We start from the raw sequence: 19,076 nt of genomic DNA, 5'->3' as shown, positions 1-19,076 counted from the left end.
GTCGCTTCTTTCTCCAATTCTAAGGAATTATACCGATGAAAGGAGCAAGGCTTGATGTCGGAACAAGCTTGGCATCTGCACCCTCTTCGCGTTCGTTACCAAGAGACGGATCAGATGAGCGTCGTATTCCATGGCAATTATGTAACCTGGTTCGAGATCGGACGTACTGAATGGATACGAAGTGCAGGCTACGATTATAAAACGATCGAAAGCAGAGGTCTGTTATTGCCTGTTGTGGATCTGCAATGCAAATATGTCGCGCCTGCCCGCTATGACGACCGCGTGTTAGTATGCACCCGGGTTGAGGAGAGTACGGCGCTTCGAGTGACTTTTGCGTCGCAAGTTAGGCGAGTGGAGTCGGATGAGCAGTGGCGTGTCATGACGATACCTCAGGGCGAAGCGTTGCCTGGCGAGCTGCTTGCGGAAGGCGGAACCAAACATGTATGGGTTGGTTCAGACTGGCAGCCCGTGCGCATGAACAGAATCATGCCGGAGCTGTATAAGTTACTTGCACATTCAGGCAAATAATAGGCGGATGGAATCAATTTTTGGCGAAGGGGTGGAATAGGATGTATAAATGGCTGCTCGCGCTCCTCTTGCTTGTGCCCATCATTGAGCTTTGGGGGATTCTTCAGATTGGCGAATGGCTTGGCGGGTGGACGACGTTCCTTGTCCTTGTAGGGATGGGGATTGCCGGAGCGTATTTCGCGAAGCTGGAAGGCCGCAAAGTATGGCTCGATGCTCAGCGTCAGTTAGAGAGCGGCATTATGCCCGGACGTTCGTTGATTGACGGCATTTGCGTGCTGCTTGGCGGCTTGCTGCTGCTTCTGCCCGGATTTATCTCCGATCTGTTCGGCATCGTCCTGCTGCTGCCCGTCACGCGACCCATCTTCCGCCGAATCATTTTGCAGTGGCTGGAGAAACGGTTGAGGAACGGTCAGTTCACGATCCGAAGATTTTAGCGGGATTGGAGAAATCCATAGAGTTAACGGATATTTTACAAAACGTTAATCTGCCAATAATAGTCGTCCGCCACAATGGAAAAGATCGTCATTAGCATGAATCCTGTAGGAGGAAGAAGATGACCAAGCAGGTATCGCATTATGTCAACCGGGATTTGAGCTGGATTGAATTTAACCGCAGGGTGCTGGAGGAAGCGCAGGATTTGAGCAATCCACTCTTGGAGAGAGCGAAGTTCCTATCCATCGTATCCAGCAATTTGGACGAATTCATGAGCGTCCGTGTGGCGGGCATTCAGGATCAGATGAGAGCCGGCTTGACGAAAATGGACTTCACGGGTTATACGCCGGCTGGACTATGGAAGCGGCTAATTAAACGTACAACCGCAATGGTCTTCGAGCAATACAAAACGTACCGCGAGATCTTCCGTTCACTAGGCAAGGAAGGCATCTGCATAAGAAGTATCGATGAGCTGAACATCGCCCAGACAAAAGCGGTATCCGACTATTTCCATGAAATTGTATTCCCTGTCTTGACGCCAATGGCGGTGGATCAGAGCCGGCCATTCCCGCTTGTTCATTCCAAGGAGCTGTATTTGGCCGTGCTGCTGCAGCGCGACGGTGCGGCGCCGGAGGAAGAGCCGTTATTCGCTATCGTACAGGTTCCGTCCATCCTGACGCGATTCGTTCCCGTACCAGGCAGAATTAACAGCAAAAAGCTGGAGTTCGTGCTGCTGGAGGAATTGATCGAGCGGTTCATCAATACGCTGTTCAACGGTTATACGCCCTATTCCGTTAATCCATTCCGTATTACGCGCAATGCCGATCTGACGCTTAACGAGGAAGGGGCAGAGGATCTCCTCGAGGAGATCGAGAAGGAGCTTCGGAGACGCCGCTGGGGCATTCCGGTTCGCCTGGAAGTCGTGAAGGGGATGGATCCCTATGCCTTGGAGATGCTTCGTGACGAATTAGAGATCGAAGATAATTTGTTCGAGATAGACGGACCGCTTGATCTAAGCTTCTTAATGCGATTCGCAGGCAGCTTGCCGGGTTACGACAATCTGCGTTATGAGAAACTGGAGCCCGTATATCCAAGAGAATTCGACGACACGGACGATATGTTTGAGGTTATCCGCCAGCGCGACGTGCTGATGTACCATCCCTACGAGTCGTTCGAGGCCGTCAATGACTTCGTTGAGCAAGCGGCGTATGATCCCAACGTGCTTGCGATCAAGATGACGCTGTACCGGGTGAGCGGTCAATCCGCACTTGTTCAGGCGCTTGCGAAGGCGGCGGAATCCGGCAAACAAGTGACCGTCGTCGTGGAGTTGAAGGCGCGCTTCGACGAAGAACGCAACATCGCTTGGGCGCGGCAACTGGAGAAGGCGGGCTGCCATGTGGTCTACGGACTCGTCGGACTCAAGACGCATGCCAAAATCCTGCTTGTCGTCCGCAGAGAACAAGGCACGCTGCGTCGTTACGTTCATGTAGGCACAGGAAACTATAATGACAGCACGGCTACGCTATATACGGATATCGGACTGTTTTCCTCCCATCCTGTTATCGGCGGCGACGCGTCGGCGCTATTTAACGAAGTGACGGGTTATTCTTCGCCATACGAATGGAAGGCATTTGGTGTTGCGCCATCCGATCTTAAAGAGAAGTTATATCGCCTCATCGACCGGGAAAAGGCGAATGCGCTGGCCGGAAAACGTGCTCACATCATTGCGAAGATGAACTCTCTGTCCAATCAGGAGGTCATCGACAAGCTGTACGAGGCGTCTCAAGCGGGAGTCAAGATCGAGCTGATCATTCGCGGCGTATGCTGCTTGCGGCCAGGCGTCCCGGGAAGAAGCGAGAATATTAAAGTGATCAGTATTGTCGACCGATTCCTGGAACACTCCAGAGTTATGTATTTCCATAACGGGGGTTCGGAAGAAGTTTATTTGTCCAGCGCGGACTGGATGACCCGCAATCTGACGAAGCGAATCGAGCTGATGTGTCCGGTGTACCAGCCTGAGCTGCGCGCCATTATGATCAAGATGCTGAAGATGAATCTGGAGGATAACGTCAAGGCGAGGGAATTAAAGCAGAACGGTCTATACGAATCTCTCGCCGGCAACCCGGACGCAAAACCTTTTCGCAGCCAGTTCGAGGCGAAACGGATTTCGATGTGGAAGGGTCACGGTTGAGCGGAATTCCCATCCCAATCCATCCTTTCATAATCTTTAAGCCTATTCCGTTACATGGAGTAGGCTATTTGGCGTTGGAGGCGACCGTTCAGGGACATTTACAGCAAATCCTGGCTTTGCTCGCCTTCCGTATAGATGGAAATCAGCACGATGGCCGTATCTTCCCCGACGTTCTTGACCCAATGCGGGGTACATGCATTCCAACTGAAAGAATCGCCTTCCGCGAACTCCTCGGCGTCTTCTCCTTGCTGGGCGAATATCTTGCCCCGAATGACCAGATGCACCTCCTCGCCTTCATGCGCATGCGGCGTTTCGCCTGTAGAGGCGCCCGGGGGAAATTCGACCAGCATCATCCTCATGTTTTTGGTGCTGCTTAGATGCTCGACCTTCAAGCGGTCGGTGCCGCTCGTCGTCGTTCTGCGCTCGCGAGCGCGAACCTGACCCATGCGATCTTCTTTTTTGAGCAGCAAGTAAGCCAAAGGCACTTTCAAGGCCGTGGCGATATTTTCGAGCGTAGAGATGGACGGAGACGTTTTATTGGTTTCGACCTGGCTCATAAACCCTTGCGACAGGCCGGTTTCTTCGCATATTTGGGCGATCGTCATGTTTTTGCGTTTGCGAATGGATCTGATCGCGGATCCGATATCCATGAGAAGCTACCTTCTTTCGGAATAATATTAGTAATAGCAACTTTAAATACATACTAACAAAAAAGAGGTTGACTTTCTAGCCTTCTCAAGTTAAATTACTTATACATAATATTTATTTGTATTTATAATATTTTTAGAAAAGGAGAGCTTCCCATGAATTCGTTGTATCATTACGATATACATCTCCCGGCCAATATGGAGCAAGGCAGGAAATATCCGGTGGTGTTCACGCTGCACGGCAAAGGCTCCAACGAAAAAAACATGTTCGGGCTGGTGTCCCCCTTATCCGAGCAAGCCATCATTATCGGCATACGCGGCAATCTGCCGCTGGGGGCCGGGTATCAATATTACGAGCTGGTGAGCTTGGGCAACCCGGTACGGAGCGTGTTCGACGATTCGGTTAAAGGGCTTCGGGCGTTTATCGATGACGCCACCGAACAATATCCCATCGATCCGGAAAAACGTTATGTACTCGGGTTCAGCCAAGGCGCCATACTGGCGATGACGCTGGCGCTGACGATGGGAGACGCGCTCAAGGGGATCGTGGCTTTAAACGGGTACGTACCCGGCTTTGTGAAGGAAGAATATCCGTTGCGGAATCTGGATAAGGTGTCCGTATTCGCCTCGCACGGAGAGTTCGATTCCGTCTTCCCGATCCGGATCGGCCATGAGACGAAAGCTTATCTCGAAGAGCGTGCTCCGCTGCTCACGTTTAAGGTCTATCCCGCCGACCACGGCGTCACGGAGGAGAATGCGAGGGACGTGTTGAATTGGATAAGACGGGATGCCGGTCTGGATCTCGGCGAGGAGGGCGAAGCACGATGATGCCAAGTTACTTTTTTGCGCATGGCGCCCCTTCCATCGTATTGGAAAACAATGCATACACGGAGCTTCTGCGAGATTTCGCGCGCGGTCATGCCCGACCGAAGGGCATCGTCTTGTTCTCGGCCCATTGGGAGGAGTCGGTTCAGAGCGTCGGCGTTGCGGATACCTTCGAGACAATTTACGACTTCGGAGGTTTTCAAGATGAGCTCTACAGCATGACGTATCCAGCTCATGGCGACCGCGCGCTTGGCGACGAAGTCCTGCGGTTGTTCGCGGAGAAGGGCATCAAAAGCGTGTCCAACGACAAGCGGGGCCTCGACCATGGAGCCTGGGCAGTGCTGAAGATGTTATTCCCGGAGGCTGATATTCCCGTCGTCGCGCTGTCCGTCAACCGCCATCTTACGGAAGCGGAGCAGTATGGAATCGGTCAAGCGTTGTCATCGCTCAGGGAACGGGATATTCTTATCATTGGCAGCGGAGGCACGGTTCACAATCTGAGAAGGTTGAATTGGCGGGCGGAAGGCGCGGAGCCTTGGGCCGAGCAGTTCGACAATTGGCTGCAAGAGAAGCTCGAGGCATGGGACACGGAAGCGCTGTTCCGGTACATGGTGCTTGCACCCCATGCCAAGGATGCCGTTCCGACGAGCGAGCATTTTATTCCGCTTTTGCTCGCTATGGGGGCCGGAGACGCGACTCGTCAAGCGAAGCTGCTTCACCGCAGCTATCAATACGGCAATCTGAGCCTGAGCTGCTGGCAATTTAATTAACAATTTTTTTGAACAACCTCTATAAGAGTGGAAGGGAAAGGCGTCCATGTCGCAAGCTACGAAAACCGCAATGGAGAGGACCGTGGTCCTCTCCATTGCCGCTGTTTATATGGTGCAGCAATTAACGGGGCTCAAGGGGCTTCAGGTACTGCTTGGCATACTTGTTTTTGCAGCGATCGGGCTGTTGTTGCCTAAGCTGAAAGGCATGACTTTGTGGCTGTCGTCATCTTTTCTACTCATAGGCGCTATTCTGATGTTCGTTCGAGGCGCGGACGCCGCGGAATGGTTCCAAGCCGCGGGTATCAACGTCACGATCGTGACATTGTTCCTGTTTGCGCCGTTGTTCGGCATACCCGTGCGGCTGCCGGAATACGTGGCGGGGCTGAAACGATTGATCGACGCCAGCGCGAGAAGCCGGACGGCCTTGTTGACGGGCACGCAGCTGTTGACGCAGGTGCTCGGCGTCTTCCTCAACGTCGGCGCCATTCCCGTCGTTTACGGGATGGTGTTCGTTATGCCGCAGCCGCTCCTGTCCCGGCTGCTTGCCGGAGCGCTTAACCGCGGCTTCGCGGGGGCGATCTTTTGGTCGCCGTATTTCGCGGCCATGACGATAATTACGACGATGCTGGAGTTGTCATGGTCGTCGATATTGCCGTACGCGCTGGGACTCGCGGTGCTAAGTCTGTTAGTGAGCATGCTGGCGAATCGGCGGGAATTGAAGGAATTGGCGGGCAGCGCTTCGATGGAGGCGGAGGAGCAAGGAGGCGAGACTGTTCCTTTCGCCGGGCAAGATGGCAGGAAGACGGATGAAGCGAGCGCGGCGGCGTTCCCGAAGGGGCTCGTGCTTTATTTGGCGCTGACCATGGCGGCGATTCTGCTCCTGGAGCGGATGGTTCCGCTTCCCATGGTGATGCTGATTTGTTTCTCCGCCGTTGTACTGCCATTGTTATGGTGCGTGTTCAGACGTTCGGCCGGCGTATACGCGGATGGACTTAAACATCATCTCAGCGTTACCTTTCCCGCGCTGCAGAAGGAGATTACGCTGTTTTTGGCCGCGGGATTTTTTAGCGGCGCGATCGGGGCGACGGGGTTCGGCGCGGAGCTGCCCGCATGGCTCGGACATATTCCGCTCCCTGTTTCGCTGACGTTCTCGGCGTTCACCGTGCTGCTTATCGCGGGCACTTCCCTGATCGGGCTGCATCCCATCGTGCCCGTGACGATTCTGGCGGGCGGAATCGTGCCGGAGAGCGTAGGCATCAGCGGCGTTTATTTCGCGGTGCTCCTGCTTGGCAGCTGGGGTTTGTCCAATCCGATCTCGCCGGCTACGGCGGTCAACAATCTGCTGGCCGGCCTGACGGGGCGGACGCCGTTCCAGATGGCATCCGACAATTACAGGTTCGCAAGCTGGATGGCGCTCCTGATGCTGCTGTATTTGGCGATGGTGGGATGGTTGGTCCCAGGGTGATAGGCAGGGCGCGAACTGGTGGGTTTGGGGCTCGTGCGTATGAAAAATCATACACAATGGTGCCGGAACAGTAGATTCGAGGTACGCGAGTATGAAAAATCATACACAATGCGCGCGAACTGGTGGGTTTTGGGCTCGTATGTATGAAAATTCATACACAATGGCACCGGAACAGTAGATTCGAGGCACATGAGTATGAAAAATCATACACAATGGCGCTGGAATAGTAGATTCGAGGCACATGAGTATGAAAAATCATACACAATGAGCGCGAGCGCCAGGGGTAGCACCGGCAAAGAGGAAAGAAGGAAAGAAGGAAAGAAGGAAAGAAGGAAAGACGGAAACACGGAAGGGGCTGTCCCGAGCGGGACGGCCCCTTCCGCGTTTGCATGACGTTTGGTTGCTGTAGACGGTTGCTACCCCTCCAGAACCGGCTCCAGTAACCAATGTTTCCTGAATTCGGCGGCAAGTTCTCCCACCTCGCGCCGCTCGACGGCAAGCGAGCCGAGGGGAGCCAGCGGAGCCAACAGGAGACGTGTGCCGTCTATCGTAATCAGCAGGTCGCCGATTCTCTGCGTCTCGCTGCGATCCAGGGCCGCGGCCAGCTGCAACAGCAAGCCTAGCTTGCCTACCAGATCCAGGTCGGCTTCGGAGACGAGTACGCGGTATGGAGCCGTCTGCGTCCTGGCCTTGCCTTTGCCTCGGAATGAGGCGATGGCGGCCGTCATTACGATCTCGCGGTGCGTCAATCCGTTCAACTGAGAGTGCACGATGAGATAGAAGGAATGGGGAGCGTAATCATAATAATCGATCGATGCCCCTATTCGATGAAGCAGCGACGCGACGTGCAGAATGGTTCGCGCCTCAGGAGGCAGCTCGATCGTCGTTTCCAGCGTTTCCAGCAGATTCAGCGCCAGCCGGTTCACTTGCATGACATGCTGAGTGGGCGCTTCGGTGTGCAGAGAACTGATGTTTTTTAAGCTGAACGCAAGCGGATCGGCGAGCTTGGGCTGATCAGGGAATCGCGTCGAGTGGAACAAGCCGTCTCGAAGCCCGGCACCGCATATGCGGTAATGTCTCGCACGCGCAGCGCGGAAAACGGCTCTAAGAATCGCGACGCCGGGTATGATGACGTCGGCACGATCCTTGGACAGCCCGGGCAGCTTGCGCCGGCGATCCAGCGGCATGGCGCGCATGGCATGATACAACTCGTCGACGCCGTTCTTCTCGATGACGTAGTTGTGCGTCTGGCGGAACGGATAATCGACAGCCGCCTGATGCACCTTGCCGAGGGCGCGCACCGTGCCCCCGACTCCCACGAGCGGCAGTCCGGGAAGCTCGCCGATCCAGAGATTCTCCTTCACGGCCGACATCACGATGCTCTCGATCGATTTCAGCGCGTCGTCCGTCAAACCATCCTTGGAATCGAATTTTTTGTTCAAGCTGACGCATCCGAACGGAAAGGAGACGGAGTGTACCAGCTCACGATCCATAAAAAGCGATACCTCCGTACTGCCGCCGCCTATGTCGATGAGATATCCGTTGTCAGCTTGCAGGGAGTTGATCATGCCGAGAAAGCCGTATGCGGCTTCGTCCTCACCGGATAGCAGCTCGATGAACAGGCCGGTCTCGCGGTGGATCTCATCCAGTATTTGATCCCGGTTCGCGGCGTTGCGGATGGCCGCCGTAGCGACCGTGCGTATTTGGGAAATTCCGTGGTGGGAACAGATCAGCTTGAAGTGCTGAAGCGTGTCTATAAGTTCGGCGATATCGCCAAGGGGCAAAGCCCCGCTCTCATCCATTCTCCCGCTTAATCGCGTGGAGCGCTTGCTGCCGTCGACGACGCGATGCCCGCCGTTATCCGTTCTCTCGTACACGACAAGGCGCACGGAGCCCGAGCCAATGTCGATAATGCCGATACATTGTCCTATCAAAGGCGAATCCTCCGTTTCATTCCGGCATGTTATTGTGGTATGCTGTAAGTCTTCTGGACATTTTATCACACAATGGGCGGCAATTCGAAGTATAATCCATATGCGGCCGTGGAATAATTACTTGTCGAGGCTGGGGATGCCTTCCTTAGCCAAGATGTTGTCCGGCTTGCCGATTTATTTTATGAATGATGCCGATAAAGCATTTTTATGTCCCATTTTGTTGGCTTCATCCCAAAAATCATTTATGATTGATTACGATGAGCAAAAATGGAATCCCATTAATCATTTGATTAATATTTTTGAGTATAAAGGAGAGAGAACGATGACAGCAACTAAAGGTCTTGAGGGCATCGTCGCTGCGGCTTCGTCCATCAGTTCGATCATTGATGGCGTCCTGACTTACCGCGGCATTAACATCGACGATCTCGCAGAGAACGCCTCTTTCGAAGAAGTCGCTTACCTGCTATGGTACGGCAAGCTCCCGAATCGTTCCGAGATTGAAACGCTTCAGAAGCAATTGGACGAGTACGCGGTTGTACCGAATGAAGTGCTTGAGGGCATGAAGCTGTATCCGAAGAATACGAATTCCATGGCGGCTCTTCGCACGGCTATCTCCAGTCTTGCTTTGTACGATCAAGCTGCTAACGACATGTCGCCTGAAGCCAATCAGCTGAAAGCGATTAAATTGCAAGCTCAGTTGCCTGCGGTCGTAGCGGCATTCTCCCGCATTCGCGAAGGCAAAGAACCAGTCGCTCCCAAAAAAGGCGTATCCATCGCCCATAACTTCCTGTACATGCTGTCGGGCAACGAGCCATCCGACGTGGCTGTAAAAGCGCTGGATCAAGCGCTAGTCCTTCATGCCGACCATGAGCTTAACGCATCAACGTTCGCCGCTCGCGTAACGGTAGCTACCCTTTCGGACATCTATTCCGGCATTACTTCCGCTATCGGCGCTCTCAAAGGCCCGCTGCACGGCGGAGCAAACGAAGCCGTTATGGTCATGCTGGAGGAGATTGGTTCGTTCGCGAACGTTGAGGGCTACATAAACAATGCGCTTGCGAACAAACAGAAAATCATGGGCTTCGGTCACCGCGTCTACAAGAACGGCGACCCGCGCGCGAAGCATCTGCAAAAGATGTCCCGCGAGCTTGGCAAGCTGAGAGGCAATATGGAGCTTTACGAGATGTCGGTTAAGATCGAAGAGCTGGTAACGGGCCAAAAGGGTCTGAAGCCAAACGTCGACTTCTACTCCGCATCCGTCTACACGGCGCTCGAGATTCCGCGCGATCTGTTTACGCCGATCTTCGCCATCAGCCGCCTGTCCGGCTGGAGCGCACACATTCTGGAGCAGTACCAGGACAATCGTTTGATCCGTCCGCGTGCCGACTATGTCGGTCCGGTAAACGCCAAGTACGTCCCGATCGAGCAACGCTAATTGACAACAACCAGAGAAGAGAGAGCAAGCGGAAGCTTGTTCTCCTGTTCAAGATCATAAGATACAACCCATTTTTAGGAGGAATTCATTCATGGCACAGTTCGAGAAATACGCGCTTCCAACAGAAGGCGAGCAAATTACAATTGACAACGGCAAACTTCAAGTTCCTAACCAGCCGATCATCCCGTTTATCGAAGGCGACGGCACGGGCCGCGACATCTGGCGCGCATCCAAGCGCGTTCTTGACGCAGCTGTAGAGAAAGCTTACAACGGCGAGAAAAAGATCGCTTGGTATGAAGTATTCGCCGGCGAAAAAGCGTTCAACGAATATGGCGAGTGGCTTCCTGCCGACACGCTGACGGCTATTCGCGAGTACATCGTTGCCATCAAAGGTCCATTGACGACGCCAATCGGCGGCGGCATTCGTTCCCTTAACGTAGCGCTTCGTCAAGAGCTGGATCTGTACACTTGCCTTCGTCCCGTCCGTTACTTCGACGGCGTGCCTTCCCCGGTGAAACGTCCGGAGCTGGTTAACATGGTTATTTTCCGTGAAAATACAGAGGATATCTATGCGGGCATCGAGTACGCGGAAGGTTCTGCGGAAGTCAAGAAAGTGATCGAGTTCCTGCAGAAGGAAATGGGCGTTAACAAAATCCGTTTCCCTGAAACGTCCGGCATCGGCATCAAGCCGGTATCCGCTGAAGGTTCGAAGCGTCTGGCTCGCGCCGCGATCGAATACGCGATCAAACACGGCCGCAAGTCCGTTACGCTGGTACACAAAGGCAACATCATGAAATTCACGGAAGGCGCGTTCAAGAACTGGGGCTACGAAGTGGCCGAGCAAGAGTTCGCTGAACAAACCTTCACTTGGGGACAATATGACCGCATCAAGGACGCTGAAGGCGTTGACGCGGCTAACAAAGCACAAGCCGATGCTGAAGCAGCCGGCAAAATCATCGTGAAGGACGCTATCGCGGACATCGCGCTGCAGCAAGTACTGACTCGTCCAACAGACTTCGACGTGATCGCTACGTTGAACCTGAACGGCGACTACCTGTCCGACGCCCTGGCTGCTCAAGTCGGCGGCATCGGCATCGCGCCGGGCGCGAACATCAACTACCTGACTGGCCATGCGATCTTCGAAGCTACGCACGGCACGGCTCCGAAATACGCGGACAAAGACGTCGTGAACCCTGGCTCCGTCATTCTGTCCGGCGTTATGATGCTTGAGCATCTGGGCTGGCAGGAAGCTGCCGACCTGATCTACAAAGGCATGGAAACATCCATCAACAACAAAACGGTTACTTACGACTTTGCACGTCTGATGGAAGGCGCAACGGAAGTTAAATGCTCCGCGTTCGCCGATCAAATCATCGAAAACATGTAATCAAAGTCGCAGCATACCCTCGGTCGCATAAATAGCGTGTTCAAAAAGTTCGGTTTTCAGCACCAAGAAGATTGGAGGCAGGTAGAAACTGAGTAGCGGAGCGTAGTGGAAGCTACGTGAGCAACGGAAGTTTCGCCTGCATTCAAGATTCGATGTCGAGTAAGCTTCTTGGCATACATCGTGGTGGGAAGCGGACTTTTTGAACTACCTTTAAAAGGCTGGGGGCTTCGGCGTCTTTAAAATGGAAGGGGATCACTCTCATGGCAATCAAACGCAAAAAGATTACGGTAGTCGGAGCGGGCTTTACAGGCGCAACAACGGCGCTTATGCTGGCGCAAAAGGAACTTGGAGACGTCGTATTGCTTGATATCGCGCCGCTGGAGAACCCGACCAAAGGGAAGGCGCTCGATATGCTGGAGGCAACTCCGGTTCTTGGCGTGGACGCGAATATCGTCGGCACGGCGAGCTACGAAGACGCCAAAGATTCCGATGTCGTTATTATTACGGCAGGCATCGCGCGCAAGCCCGGCATGAGCCGGGACGACCTTGTAAACACGAATGCGGGCATCGTCCGTTCCGTTTGCGAGAGCGTAAAGGAAACAAGCCCGAACGCCTACGTCATTATATTGAGCAATCCGGTTGACGCGATGACGTACGTGGCTTTCCAGAGCCTCGGTTTCCCGAAAAACAGAGTTATCGGACAATCCGGCGTCCTCGACACGGCTCGTTACTGCACGTTTATCGCGCAAGAGCTGAACGTATCCGTAGAAGACGTGCGCGGCTTCGTGCTGGGCGGCCATGGCGACGACATGGTACCGCTCGTGCGCTACTCCAACGTTGCAGGCATCCCGATCGAGAAGCTGATCCCGGCTGACCGCATCGAAGCCATTGTGCAACGGGCTCGCGTGGGCGGCGGAGAAATCGTAGGTTTGCTGGGCAACGGCAGCGCGTATTACGCACCGGCGGCTTCACTCGTGCAGATGACGGAAGCGGTGCTGAAGGACAAGAAACGGATTATCCCGGTTATCGCTTATCTGCAAGGCGAGTACGGCTACAATAACTTGTTTATGGGCGTGCCTGCGGTGCTTGGCGGCGACGGCATCGAAAAGGTGATCGAGCTGGAGCTGACGGACGAAGAGAAGGCGGCGTTGGACCGTTCGGCGCAATCCGTACGGAACGTTATTAATGTCGTCGAGGCAGGTTAGCAGCCGGTCGGCAATTCATATTATGTGTTGACGGCCGTATAACGCGGCCGGTACAGGAGGACCCTGACAGATGCTGCCAGGGTCCTTTTGTTTTTCGGGAGCCATCGAAGGAGGGGGAGAGGAATGGAGCAAGCATTATCGTTATTAAAGCAAGTGTATGGCTATGACAGCTTCCGCAAAGGGCAGGAGGACATTATCGCCGGAATCGTGGACGGGCATGACACGCTGGCCATTCTGCCGACGGGCGGGGGCAAATCGATCTGTTACCAGCTGCCAGCCCTGCTGCTGCCCGGCACGACGCTCGTCATCTCGCCGCTGATCTCGCTGATGAAGGATCAAGTAGACAGCTTGCGGCGACTCGGCGTGTCGGCGGCATTTTTGAACAGCTCGCTAGGCGCAGCCGAATACAGGGAGGTGCTGCGAGGAGCGATGCAAGGCGACTATAAGCTGCTCTACGTCGCGCCGGAGCGTCTGGACTCCGCTATGTTCCAGTCGTTGTCGGAGCAGCTTCAAATCCCGCTAATCGCCATTGACGAGGCGCATTGCGTCTCGCAGTGGGGGCATGACTTCCGGCCGAGCTACCGGCAGCTGGCCGGCTGGATCGGCCGCATGCAGAATCGTCCGCTTGTAGCGGCCTTTACCGCGACAGCGACGCCGGAGGTGGCCGAGGATATCGAAGCTATGCTCCGCCTGAACGAACCTCGCCGTTACGTGACGGGGTTCGCCCGCCCGAACCTGTCGCTCTCCGTTGTGACGGGCGTCGACAAGAAGCGGTTCCTCGCGAAGTTTATAAAGGAGCGGGAGGGCGAATCCGGCATTATCTACGCGGCGACCCGCAAAGAGACGGAAGAAGTATGCGCCATGCTGCAGAAAAACGGGATTGCGGCGGACAAATATCATGGCGGCCTCGGAGATGCCGAGCGTGCGGAGGCGCAAGAGTCGTTCCGCTTCGATCGCAGCCGTGTGATGGTTGCGACTAACGCTTTTGGCATGGGCATCGACAAACCCAACGTTCGTTTCGTACTGCACTGGCAAATGCCCGGCGATCTGGAGTCTTATTACCAGGAAGCGGGCAGGGCTGGCCGGGATGGCGAGGAAAGCGACTGTGTCCTGTTGTTCGAGCCTGCCGACATGCAGGTCCAGCGATTTCTCATCGAGCAAGGCTCCGGCGACACGGATCGCAAGTCGATCCAACTGTCCAAGCTCCATCAGATGATGAACTACAGCCGGACGCAGCGCTGTCTGCAGCAGTTCATCGTCGATTACTTCGGCGAAACGGACGTGCAGCCGTGCGGCAAGTGCAGCAGCTGTCTCGACAAGAGCGAAGCGGTCGACCGTACGGAGGAAGCGAAGATGGCGTTGTCCTGCGTCGGCCGGATGAAAGGCCGCTTCGGCGTGACGATGGCCGCCAAGGTGCTTAAGGGCTCCCGCGACAAACGTCTGCTGGAGTTCGGGCTGGACAGGCTTTCCACCTACGGCCTCATGAGTCGCTTGCCCGAGAAGGAAATCGCGGACTGGCTGTACTGGCTCGTGGCGGAAGGGTATATGCGGCTCAGCGAAGGGCAGTATCCCACGGTATCTTTGACAGCGAACGCCTTGCCGGTGCTGGAAGGCAAGCAAGTGATCACGCAGCGCGTACGAGCTTCTGTGCGGCAATCCAGCGGCGGCATGACGGCAGCAGAATCATCGCCGTTGTTCGAAGCGTTGAAGCAATGGCGGAGAGAAGCGGCAGCCCGGGAGAGCGTGCCTCCGTTCATGATTTTTTTCGACTCTACGTTGAAGGATATTGCAGGCGCACGGCCGAGGCATGCGGAGGAGCTCATGTCCATCAAGGGGATCGGCGCGGCCAAGGTGAGCAAGTACGGCGAGGACATCGCGCGAATCGTAGCGGAGTTCGGGGGCGAAATATCCCAAGGGGACGCCGGATCGGGCGGGACCGGTGCTGCGAATCGGTTGACCGGACATGCCGGAGGAGCCGGATCCGTAGGTAAGCAGGGAACTTCATCCCAAGTGACGCGAACTGCCTCCGGAGATGAAATGCCGAGCCATCTGCTCTCGCTGGAGATGTTCAACGAAGGGATTACGACGGGGGACATCGCCAAGGAGCGGGGACTGGGTCAAGTCACTGTGGAAGGACACATCATTCGCGCGGCGGGAGAAGGCTACGAGGTAGACTGGGATCGTATCGTTCCTCCAGTGCAAGAGCCGCTCATTCTTGCGGCCATCGAGAAGGTTGGCGCGGAAAAGCTGCGTCCCATCAAGGACGAGCTGCCGCCGGATGTTTCCTACTTTGCCATTCATGGCGTGCTGTGCAAGCACGGAATTATCTCATAAACGATTCTAGTTCGCCCGCCGGATCCTACCGGCGGGTTTGTTTGTGAATGCCCACTATAAGTTCGAGCGATCCAATTACCGACATAAACCTAAAATCGTGATTTTTTTCACAGCGCCAATATGCTCCTTTATGGTGAAATAGAGATGATCAAAGCAATAGCGGGAGGAGTGATCTCATTGTTATCCGGCGTTATTCTGGCTGGCGGCGCACACCGCGGAACGAACGGAAAAAATCGCGCATTCCTCACAATCGGGGGAGAGACTCTGCTGGAGAGGCAAATTCGTGAAATGAGAACCTGCTGCGACGAAATAACGATCGTGACAGGCGAGCCGGATTTATTGCGCCGTTCGGTGGACCGGGATGTCCGTATTATCAGCGATTACTTCGGCGGCGAGGGGTTGCTTAGCGGGTTCCATGCAGGCATTGCCTTGTCTGGAAATGAGGAAGTGTGGGTGCTGGGCTGTCATATGCCGTTCCCCTCATCACAAGCAGCTATGCTTCTCTACTCGCGAATGATGCAGGGGGGAGGCCTGGCGGCAATTCCGTTTATTAGAGGGGCGGCGATTCCGTTGCACGGGATTTACGATAGATCCGTGTCCGAGATTAGCGGCAAGCTGCTGGATCGCGGGCGGACGGAGTTTTCCGAGCTGCTTGCGGCCATTGACGTCGTCAAGGTTGAAGCCTATTCATTCGAGAGCGAAGGCGTCAACGGCAAGTTCGCAAGATCCGTTAGGACGGATGAAGAGTATCAGGCGATTGTTGCGGAAAGCGAAGCTCGAATAGCGAAAGCGTGAATCTGAAGTGGAGGCGAATAGAATGGCAACGACGGAGAAGGATAGAGCGATCAGAACTACTGTGAACGAAGCTTGGCGGGGGTTTGCGTTCGGCGAATGGACGAAGGGAATCGACGTTAACTCCTTTATCGAGAAAAATTTGACGTCCTACGAAGGGGACGAGCGCTTCCTGGCCGGACCGACCGACCGTACGACTTCTTTGTGGGATCAAGTCAGCATCCTGCTTAAGGAAGAACGCGAGCGCGGCGGCGTGCACGACATTGATGTTCATACCATATCGACGATTACCTCGCATGGTCCCGGTTATATCGACAAGGAGAAGGAGACCATCGTCGGGCTGCAAACCGACGCGCCGCTCAAACGTTCGATTCAGCCGTTCTGCGGCATTCGGATGGCGATTGACGCATGCGAGGCGTACGGCTATAAGCTGGATCCCGAGATCGAAGCTATATTCCGCGATATTCGCAAGACGCATAATCAAGGCGTATTCGATGCTTACACGACTGAGATGAGGCTTGCCAGGAAGGCGGGTATCGTCACGGGGCTGCCCGACGCTTACGGCCGCGGCCGCATCATTGGCGATTACCGGAGAGCCGCGCTTTATGGCGTGGATGCGCTCATTGAGGCGAAGAAAGCCGATCAGCTGGCGCTTGAGCCGGATGTGATGAGCGAGGATGTCATACGTCTCAGGGAAGAGCTGTCGGAGCAGATTCGGGCGCTGTCGGAGCTTAAAGAGATGGCGGCCGCTTACGGGTACGACATTTCGAAGCCGGCCCGCAATGCAGGCGAGGCCGTGCAATGGCTTTACTTCGCATATCTTGCCGCCATCAAGGAGCAAAACGGCGCGGCGATGAGTCTGGGCCGCGTATCGAGTTTCCTCGATATCTATATCGAGCGGGATCTGCAAGAGGGCACGCTAACGGAAGCGGGCGCACAAGAACTGGTCGATCACTTCGTCATGAAGCTGAGACTTGTAAAATTTCTTCGCACGCCGGATTACAACGAACTGTTTAGCGGCGATCCCACTTGGGTGACGGAGTCGATCGGCGGCATGGGGCTGGATGGCCGTACGCGAGTAACAAAGAACTCGTTCCGCTTTCTGCACACCTTGTACAACCTGGGACCGGCTCCCGAGCCGAACCTGACCGTCTTATGGTCCAAGAGCCTGCCCGAAGCCTTTAAGACGTACTGTGCGCGCGTCTCGGCCGAGACCAGCTCGATCCAATACGAAAACGACGATCTGATGCGTCCGCAATTCGGCGACGATTATGGCATCGCTTGCTGCGTATCGGCCATGCGGATCGGCAAGCAAATGCAATTTTTTGGCGCCCGCGCGAATCTGGCGAAGGCGCTGCTATACGCGATCAACGGAGGCAAGGACGAGAAGCTTGGCATTCAAGTGGGGCCGGTCATGGCGCCGATCACATCGGAGGTGCTGGATTACAGCGAAGTGATGGCCAACTTTGATCTCGTAATGGATTGGCTGTCCAAGCTGTACATGAATACGCTGAACGTCATCCACTACATGCATGACAAATACGGCTACGAGCGCATCGAGATGGCGTTGCACGACAGGGATATCGTCCGGACGATGGCTTGCGGCATTGCGGGCTTGTCCGTTGTGGCGGATTCGCTCAGCGCAATCAAACACGCAAAAGTGCGGCCAATTAGAGACGAGCGCGGCATTGCCGTCGACTTCGAGATTATCGGCGACTATCCGCAATACGGCAATAACGATGATCGCGTAGACGACATAGCGGTTTCGCTTGTAGAAGGTTTCATGAATCGGCTGCGCGGTCACAGGGCGTATCGCGACGCGATTCCGACGTTGAGCGTGCTGACAATTACGTCGAACGTCGTCTACGGCAAAAAGACGGGAACGACGCCGGACGGCCGCAAAGCCGGAGAGCCGTTCGCGCCAGGGGCGAATCCGATGCATGGCCGGGACCGCAAGGGCGCCCTCGCTTCGCTGGCTTCCGTGGCCAAGCTGCCTTACGAGCACAGCCTGGACGGCATATCGAATACGTTCTCGATTATTCCCAAGGCGCTCGGGAAGGAAGAGGAGGTTCGCCATCGCAACCTGTCCGCGCTGCTAGACGGTTATGCCGCAAGCGGCGGCCATCATCTGAACATCAACGTCTTCAATCGCGAGCAGCTTCTGGACGCGATGGAGCATCCGGAGTCGTATCCTCAACTCACGATCCGGGTCTCGGGCTACGCGGTCAACTTCATAAAGCTGACGAGGGAGCAACAGCTTGACGTCATCGGCCGTACATTCCACGGAGAAATCTAGATTAAACATGCGATAGGAGCGTGGCACTCATGTCAGGACGAATTCATTCGATAGACACTTTTGGAACGGTGGACGGACCTGGCATTCGCTTCGTCCTGTTCATGCAGGGCTGCGCTTTGCGCTGCGACTTCTGCCACAATCCCGATACTTGGGACACGGCGGGAGGAAGGCAGGTGGAGGTTGAGGATATTCTTAGCGAGATTGAGCCGTACTTGCCATACTACCAGGGTTCGGGAGGAGGCATAACGGTAACGGGAGGCGAGCCTACCCTGCAGGCGCCGTTTGTCGCCAAGCTGTTCAAAGCATGCAAGGAGAGGTTCGGGCTTCATACGGCTTTGGACAGCTCAGGCTTCTGCGACCCTTCTCATGCAGGGGAGCTGATGAGTTATACGGATCTTGTGCTGTTGGATCTGAAGCAGCTTCATCCGGATAAGCATATCCGGTTAACCTCGCAGCCTCATGATCGCATTTTGAAATTCGCAAGCTGGCTGTCGGAAATCCGCAAGCCGGTCTGGATCCGCCACGTCCTTATACCCGGACATACAGACGACAAAGAGGACTTGAGCCTGCTGGGACAATTCATGGGCGAACTAAGCAACGTCGAACGGCTCGAGCTGTTGCCGTACCACGAGATGGGCGTGTACAAATGGGAGCGGCTCGGCAAGGACTATCCGCTGGCAGGCGTGCGGCCGCCCGATGAGGAAGAGGTCAAGCGGGCGCGTCGCATCATCGAGGAGTCCGCCCGCTCAGTCGGGACGGCTCATGCTTGACAGGGATCCTCGCCATCCGTCGAATATTCAGGGAGATTCCTCCCGTTTAATCAGTGCATTCCCCG

At 55.2% G+C, this 19,076-nt stretch carries 15 protein-coding genes; 13 read left to right on the top strand and 2 right to left on the bottom strand.

What is annotated here, in order from left to right:
* Positions 1–54: 54 nt before the first annotated feature.
* From B1748_RS04280 to ppk1, 3 genes are all read left to right on the top strand, one after another.
* Positions 55–528, top strand: coding sequence for an acyl-CoA thioesterase (locus B1748_RS04280; protein ID WP_087566618.1), 474 nt, complete (start codon positions 55–57; stop codon positions 526–528).
* 41 nt (positions 529–569) lie between these two features.
* A complete protein-coding gene (locus B1748_RS04275) occupies positions 570–962 on the top strand; it encodes an FxsA family protein (protein WP_087566617.1) in 393 nt (130 codons plus the stop codon).
* A 119-nt stretch (positions 963–1,081) separates the two neighbouring features.
* Entirely contained in the window at positions 1,082–3,151 is a 2,070-nt protein-coding gene (ppk1, locus tag B1748_RS04270; protein ID WP_087566616.1) for a polyphosphate kinase 1, read from the top strand.
* A 98-nt stretch (positions 3,152–3,249) separates the two neighbouring features.
* Here the strand turns inward: ppk1 and B1748_RS04265 are convergent, their stop codons facing one another.
* Complete coding sequence (locus B1748_RS04265; protein WP_087566615.1) at positions 3,250–3,801, bottom strand: helix-turn-helix domain-containing protein; 552 nt, start codon at positions 3,799–3,801, stop codon at positions 3,250–3,252.
* Positions 3,802–3,954: 153 nt separating this feature from the next.
* Between B1748_RS04265 and B1748_RS04260 the strand changes: the two genes are divergently transcribed.
* The 3 genes from B1748_RS04260 to B1748_RS04250 are packed head-to-tail and all read left to right on the top strand — an operon-like array spanning position 3,955 to position 6,858.
* Positions 3,955–4,626: an alpha/beta hydrolase gene (locus tag B1748_RS04260; protein WP_087566614.1), complete on the top strand. Its 672-nt coding sequence runs from the start codon at positions 3,955–3,957 to the stop codon at positions 4,624–4,626.
* The gene (locus tag B1748_RS04255) at positions 4,623–5,393 is read left to right on the top strand and encodes a DODA-type extradiol aromatic ring-opening family dioxygenase (protein ID WP_087566613.1); all 771 of its coding nucleotides are present in this window, start codon (positions 4,623–4,625) and stop codon (positions 5,391–5,393) included. The genes B1748_RS04260 and B1748_RS04255 overlap by 4 nt, the downstream gene beginning before the upstream one ends.
* A gap of 46 nt (positions 5,394–5,439) precedes the next feature.
* Positions 5,440–6,858: a hypothetical protein gene (locus tag B1748_RS04250; RefSeq protein WP_087566612.1), complete on the top strand. Its 1,419-nt coding sequence runs from the start codon at positions 5,440–5,442 to the stop codon at positions 6,856–6,858.
* Positions 6,859–7,274: 416 nt separating this feature from the next.
* Here B1748_RS04250 and B1748_RS04240 read toward each other — a convergent pair whose 3' ends face one another.
* Entirely contained in the window at positions 7,275–8,792 is a 1,518-nt protein-coding gene (locus B1748_RS04240) for a Ppx/GppA phosphatase family protein (protein ID WP_087566610.1), read from the bottom strand.
* 322 nt (positions 8,793–9,114) lie between these two features.
* Here B1748_RS04240 and citZ point away from each other — a divergent pair, with 322 nt between their 5' ends.
* From citZ to pflA, 7 genes are all read left to right on the top strand, one after another.
* Entirely contained in the window at positions 9,115–10,227 is a 1,113-nt protein-coding gene (gene citZ / locus B1748_RS04235) for a citrate synthase (RefSeq protein ID WP_087566912.1), read from the top strand.
* A gap of 91 nt (positions 10,228–10,318) precedes the next feature.
* Positions 10,319–11,614, top strand: a complete 1,296-nt coding sequence (icd, locus tag B1748_RS04230) for an NADP-dependent isocitrate dehydrogenase (RefSeq protein ID WP_087566609.1) — start codon at positions 10,319–10,321, stop codon at positions 11,612–11,614.
* A 260-nt stretch (positions 11,615–11,874) separates the two neighbouring features.
* Positions 11,875–12,819 carry a malate dehydrogenase gene (gene mdh, locus B1748_RS04225; protein ID WP_087566608.1) on the top strand — a complete coding sequence of 315 codons (945 nt, stop codon included), beginning with the start codon at positions 11,875–11,877 and terminating at the stop codon, positions 12,817–12,819.
* 123 nt (positions 12,820–12,942) lie between these two features.
* Complete coding sequence (gene recQ / locus B1748_RS04220) at positions 12,943–15,153, top strand: DNA helicase RecQ (RefSeq protein WP_087566607.1); 2,211 nt, start codon at positions 12,943–12,945, stop codon at positions 15,151–15,153.
* Between the two features lie 144 nt (positions 15,154–15,297).
* Positions 15,298–15,948: a molybdenum cofactor guanylyltransferase gene (gene mobA / locus B1748_RS04215; protein ID WP_256975519.1), complete on the top strand. Its 651-nt coding sequence runs from the start codon at positions 15,298–15,300 to the stop codon at positions 15,946–15,948.
* Between the two features lie 22 nt (positions 15,949–15,970).
* Positions 15,971–18,241, top strand: a complete 2,271-nt coding sequence (gene pflB / locus B1748_RS04210; protein WP_087566605.1) for a formate C-acetyltransferase — start codon at positions 15,971–15,973, stop codon at positions 18,239–18,241.
* Between the two features lie 29 nt (positions 18,242–18,270).
* Positions 18,271–19,011, top strand: a complete 741-nt coding sequence (gene pflA / locus B1748_RS04205) for a pyruvate formate-lyase-activating protein (RefSeq protein WP_087566604.1) — start codon at positions 18,271–18,273, stop codon at positions 19,009–19,011.
* Positions 19,012–19,076: the final 65 nt, after the last annotated feature.

It is taken from the genome of Paenibacillus sp. MY03 (genome assembly GCF_002165585.1).
GTDB classification, from domain to species: Bacteria; Bacillota; Bacilli; order Paenibacillales; family Paenibacillaceae; genus Pristimantibacillus; species Pristimantibacillus agaridevorans.
Note: the sequence above shows the minus strand (reverse complement) of the source record. Positions and strands in the feature narration are given on the sequence as shown.

Excerpts from the sequence above, each read along its gene's own strand:
- B1748_RS04265 (WP_087566615.1), bottom strand. The coding sequence starts at position 3,801 with ATGGATATCGGATCCGCGATCAGATCCATTCGCAAACGCAAAAACATG.
- icd (WP_087566609.1), top strand. The coding sequence starts at position 10,319 with ATGGCACAGTTCGAGAAATACGCGCTTCCAACAGAAGGCGAGCAAATT.
- pflA (WP_087566604.1), top strand. The coding sequence starts at position 18,271 with ATGTCAGGACGAATTCATTCGATAGACACTTTTGGAACGGTGGACGGA.
- mobA (WP_256975519.1), top strand. The coding sequence starts at position 15,298 with ATGATCAAAGCAATAGCGGGAGGAGTGATCTCATTGTTATCCGGCGTT.
- B1748_RS04275 (WP_087566617.1), top strand. The coding sequence starts at position 570 with ATGTATAAATGGCTGCTCGCGCTCCTCTTGCTTGTGCCCATCATTGAG.
- citZ (WP_087566912.1), top strand. The coding sequence starts at position 9,115 with ATGACAGCAACTAAAGGTCTTGAGGGCATCGTCGCTGCGGCTTCGTCC.
- pflB (WP_087566605.1), top strand. The coding sequence starts at position 15,971 with ATGGCAACGACGGAGAAGGATAGAGCGATCAGAACTACTGTGAACGAA.
- B1748_RS04280 (WP_087566618.1), top strand. The coding sequence starts at position 55 with ATGTCGGAACAAGCTTGGCATCTGCACCCTCTTCGCGTTCGTTACCAA.
- mdh (WP_087566608.1), top strand. The coding sequence starts at position 11,875 with ATGGCAATCAAACGCAAAAAGATTACGGTAGTCGGAGCGGGCTTTACA.
- B1748_RS04260 (WP_087566614.1), top strand. The coding sequence starts at position 3,955 with ATGAATTCGTTGTATCATTACGATATACATCTCCCGGCCAATATGGAG.
- recQ (WP_087566607.1), top strand. The coding sequence starts at position 12,943 with ATGGAGCAAGCATTATCGTTATTAAAGCAAGTGTATGGCTATGACAGC.
- ppk1 (WP_087566616.1), top strand. The coding sequence starts at position 1,082 with ATGACCAAGCAGGTATCGCATTATGTCAACCGGGATTTGAGCTGGATT.
- B1748_RS04255 (WP_087566613.1), top strand. The coding sequence starts at position 4,623 with ATGATGCCAAGTTACTTTTTTGCGCATGGCGCCCCTTCCATCGTATTG.
- B1748_RS04250 (WP_087566612.1), top strand. The coding sequence starts at position 5,440 with ATGTCGCAAGCTACGAAAACCGCAATGGAGAGGACCGTGGTCCTCTCC.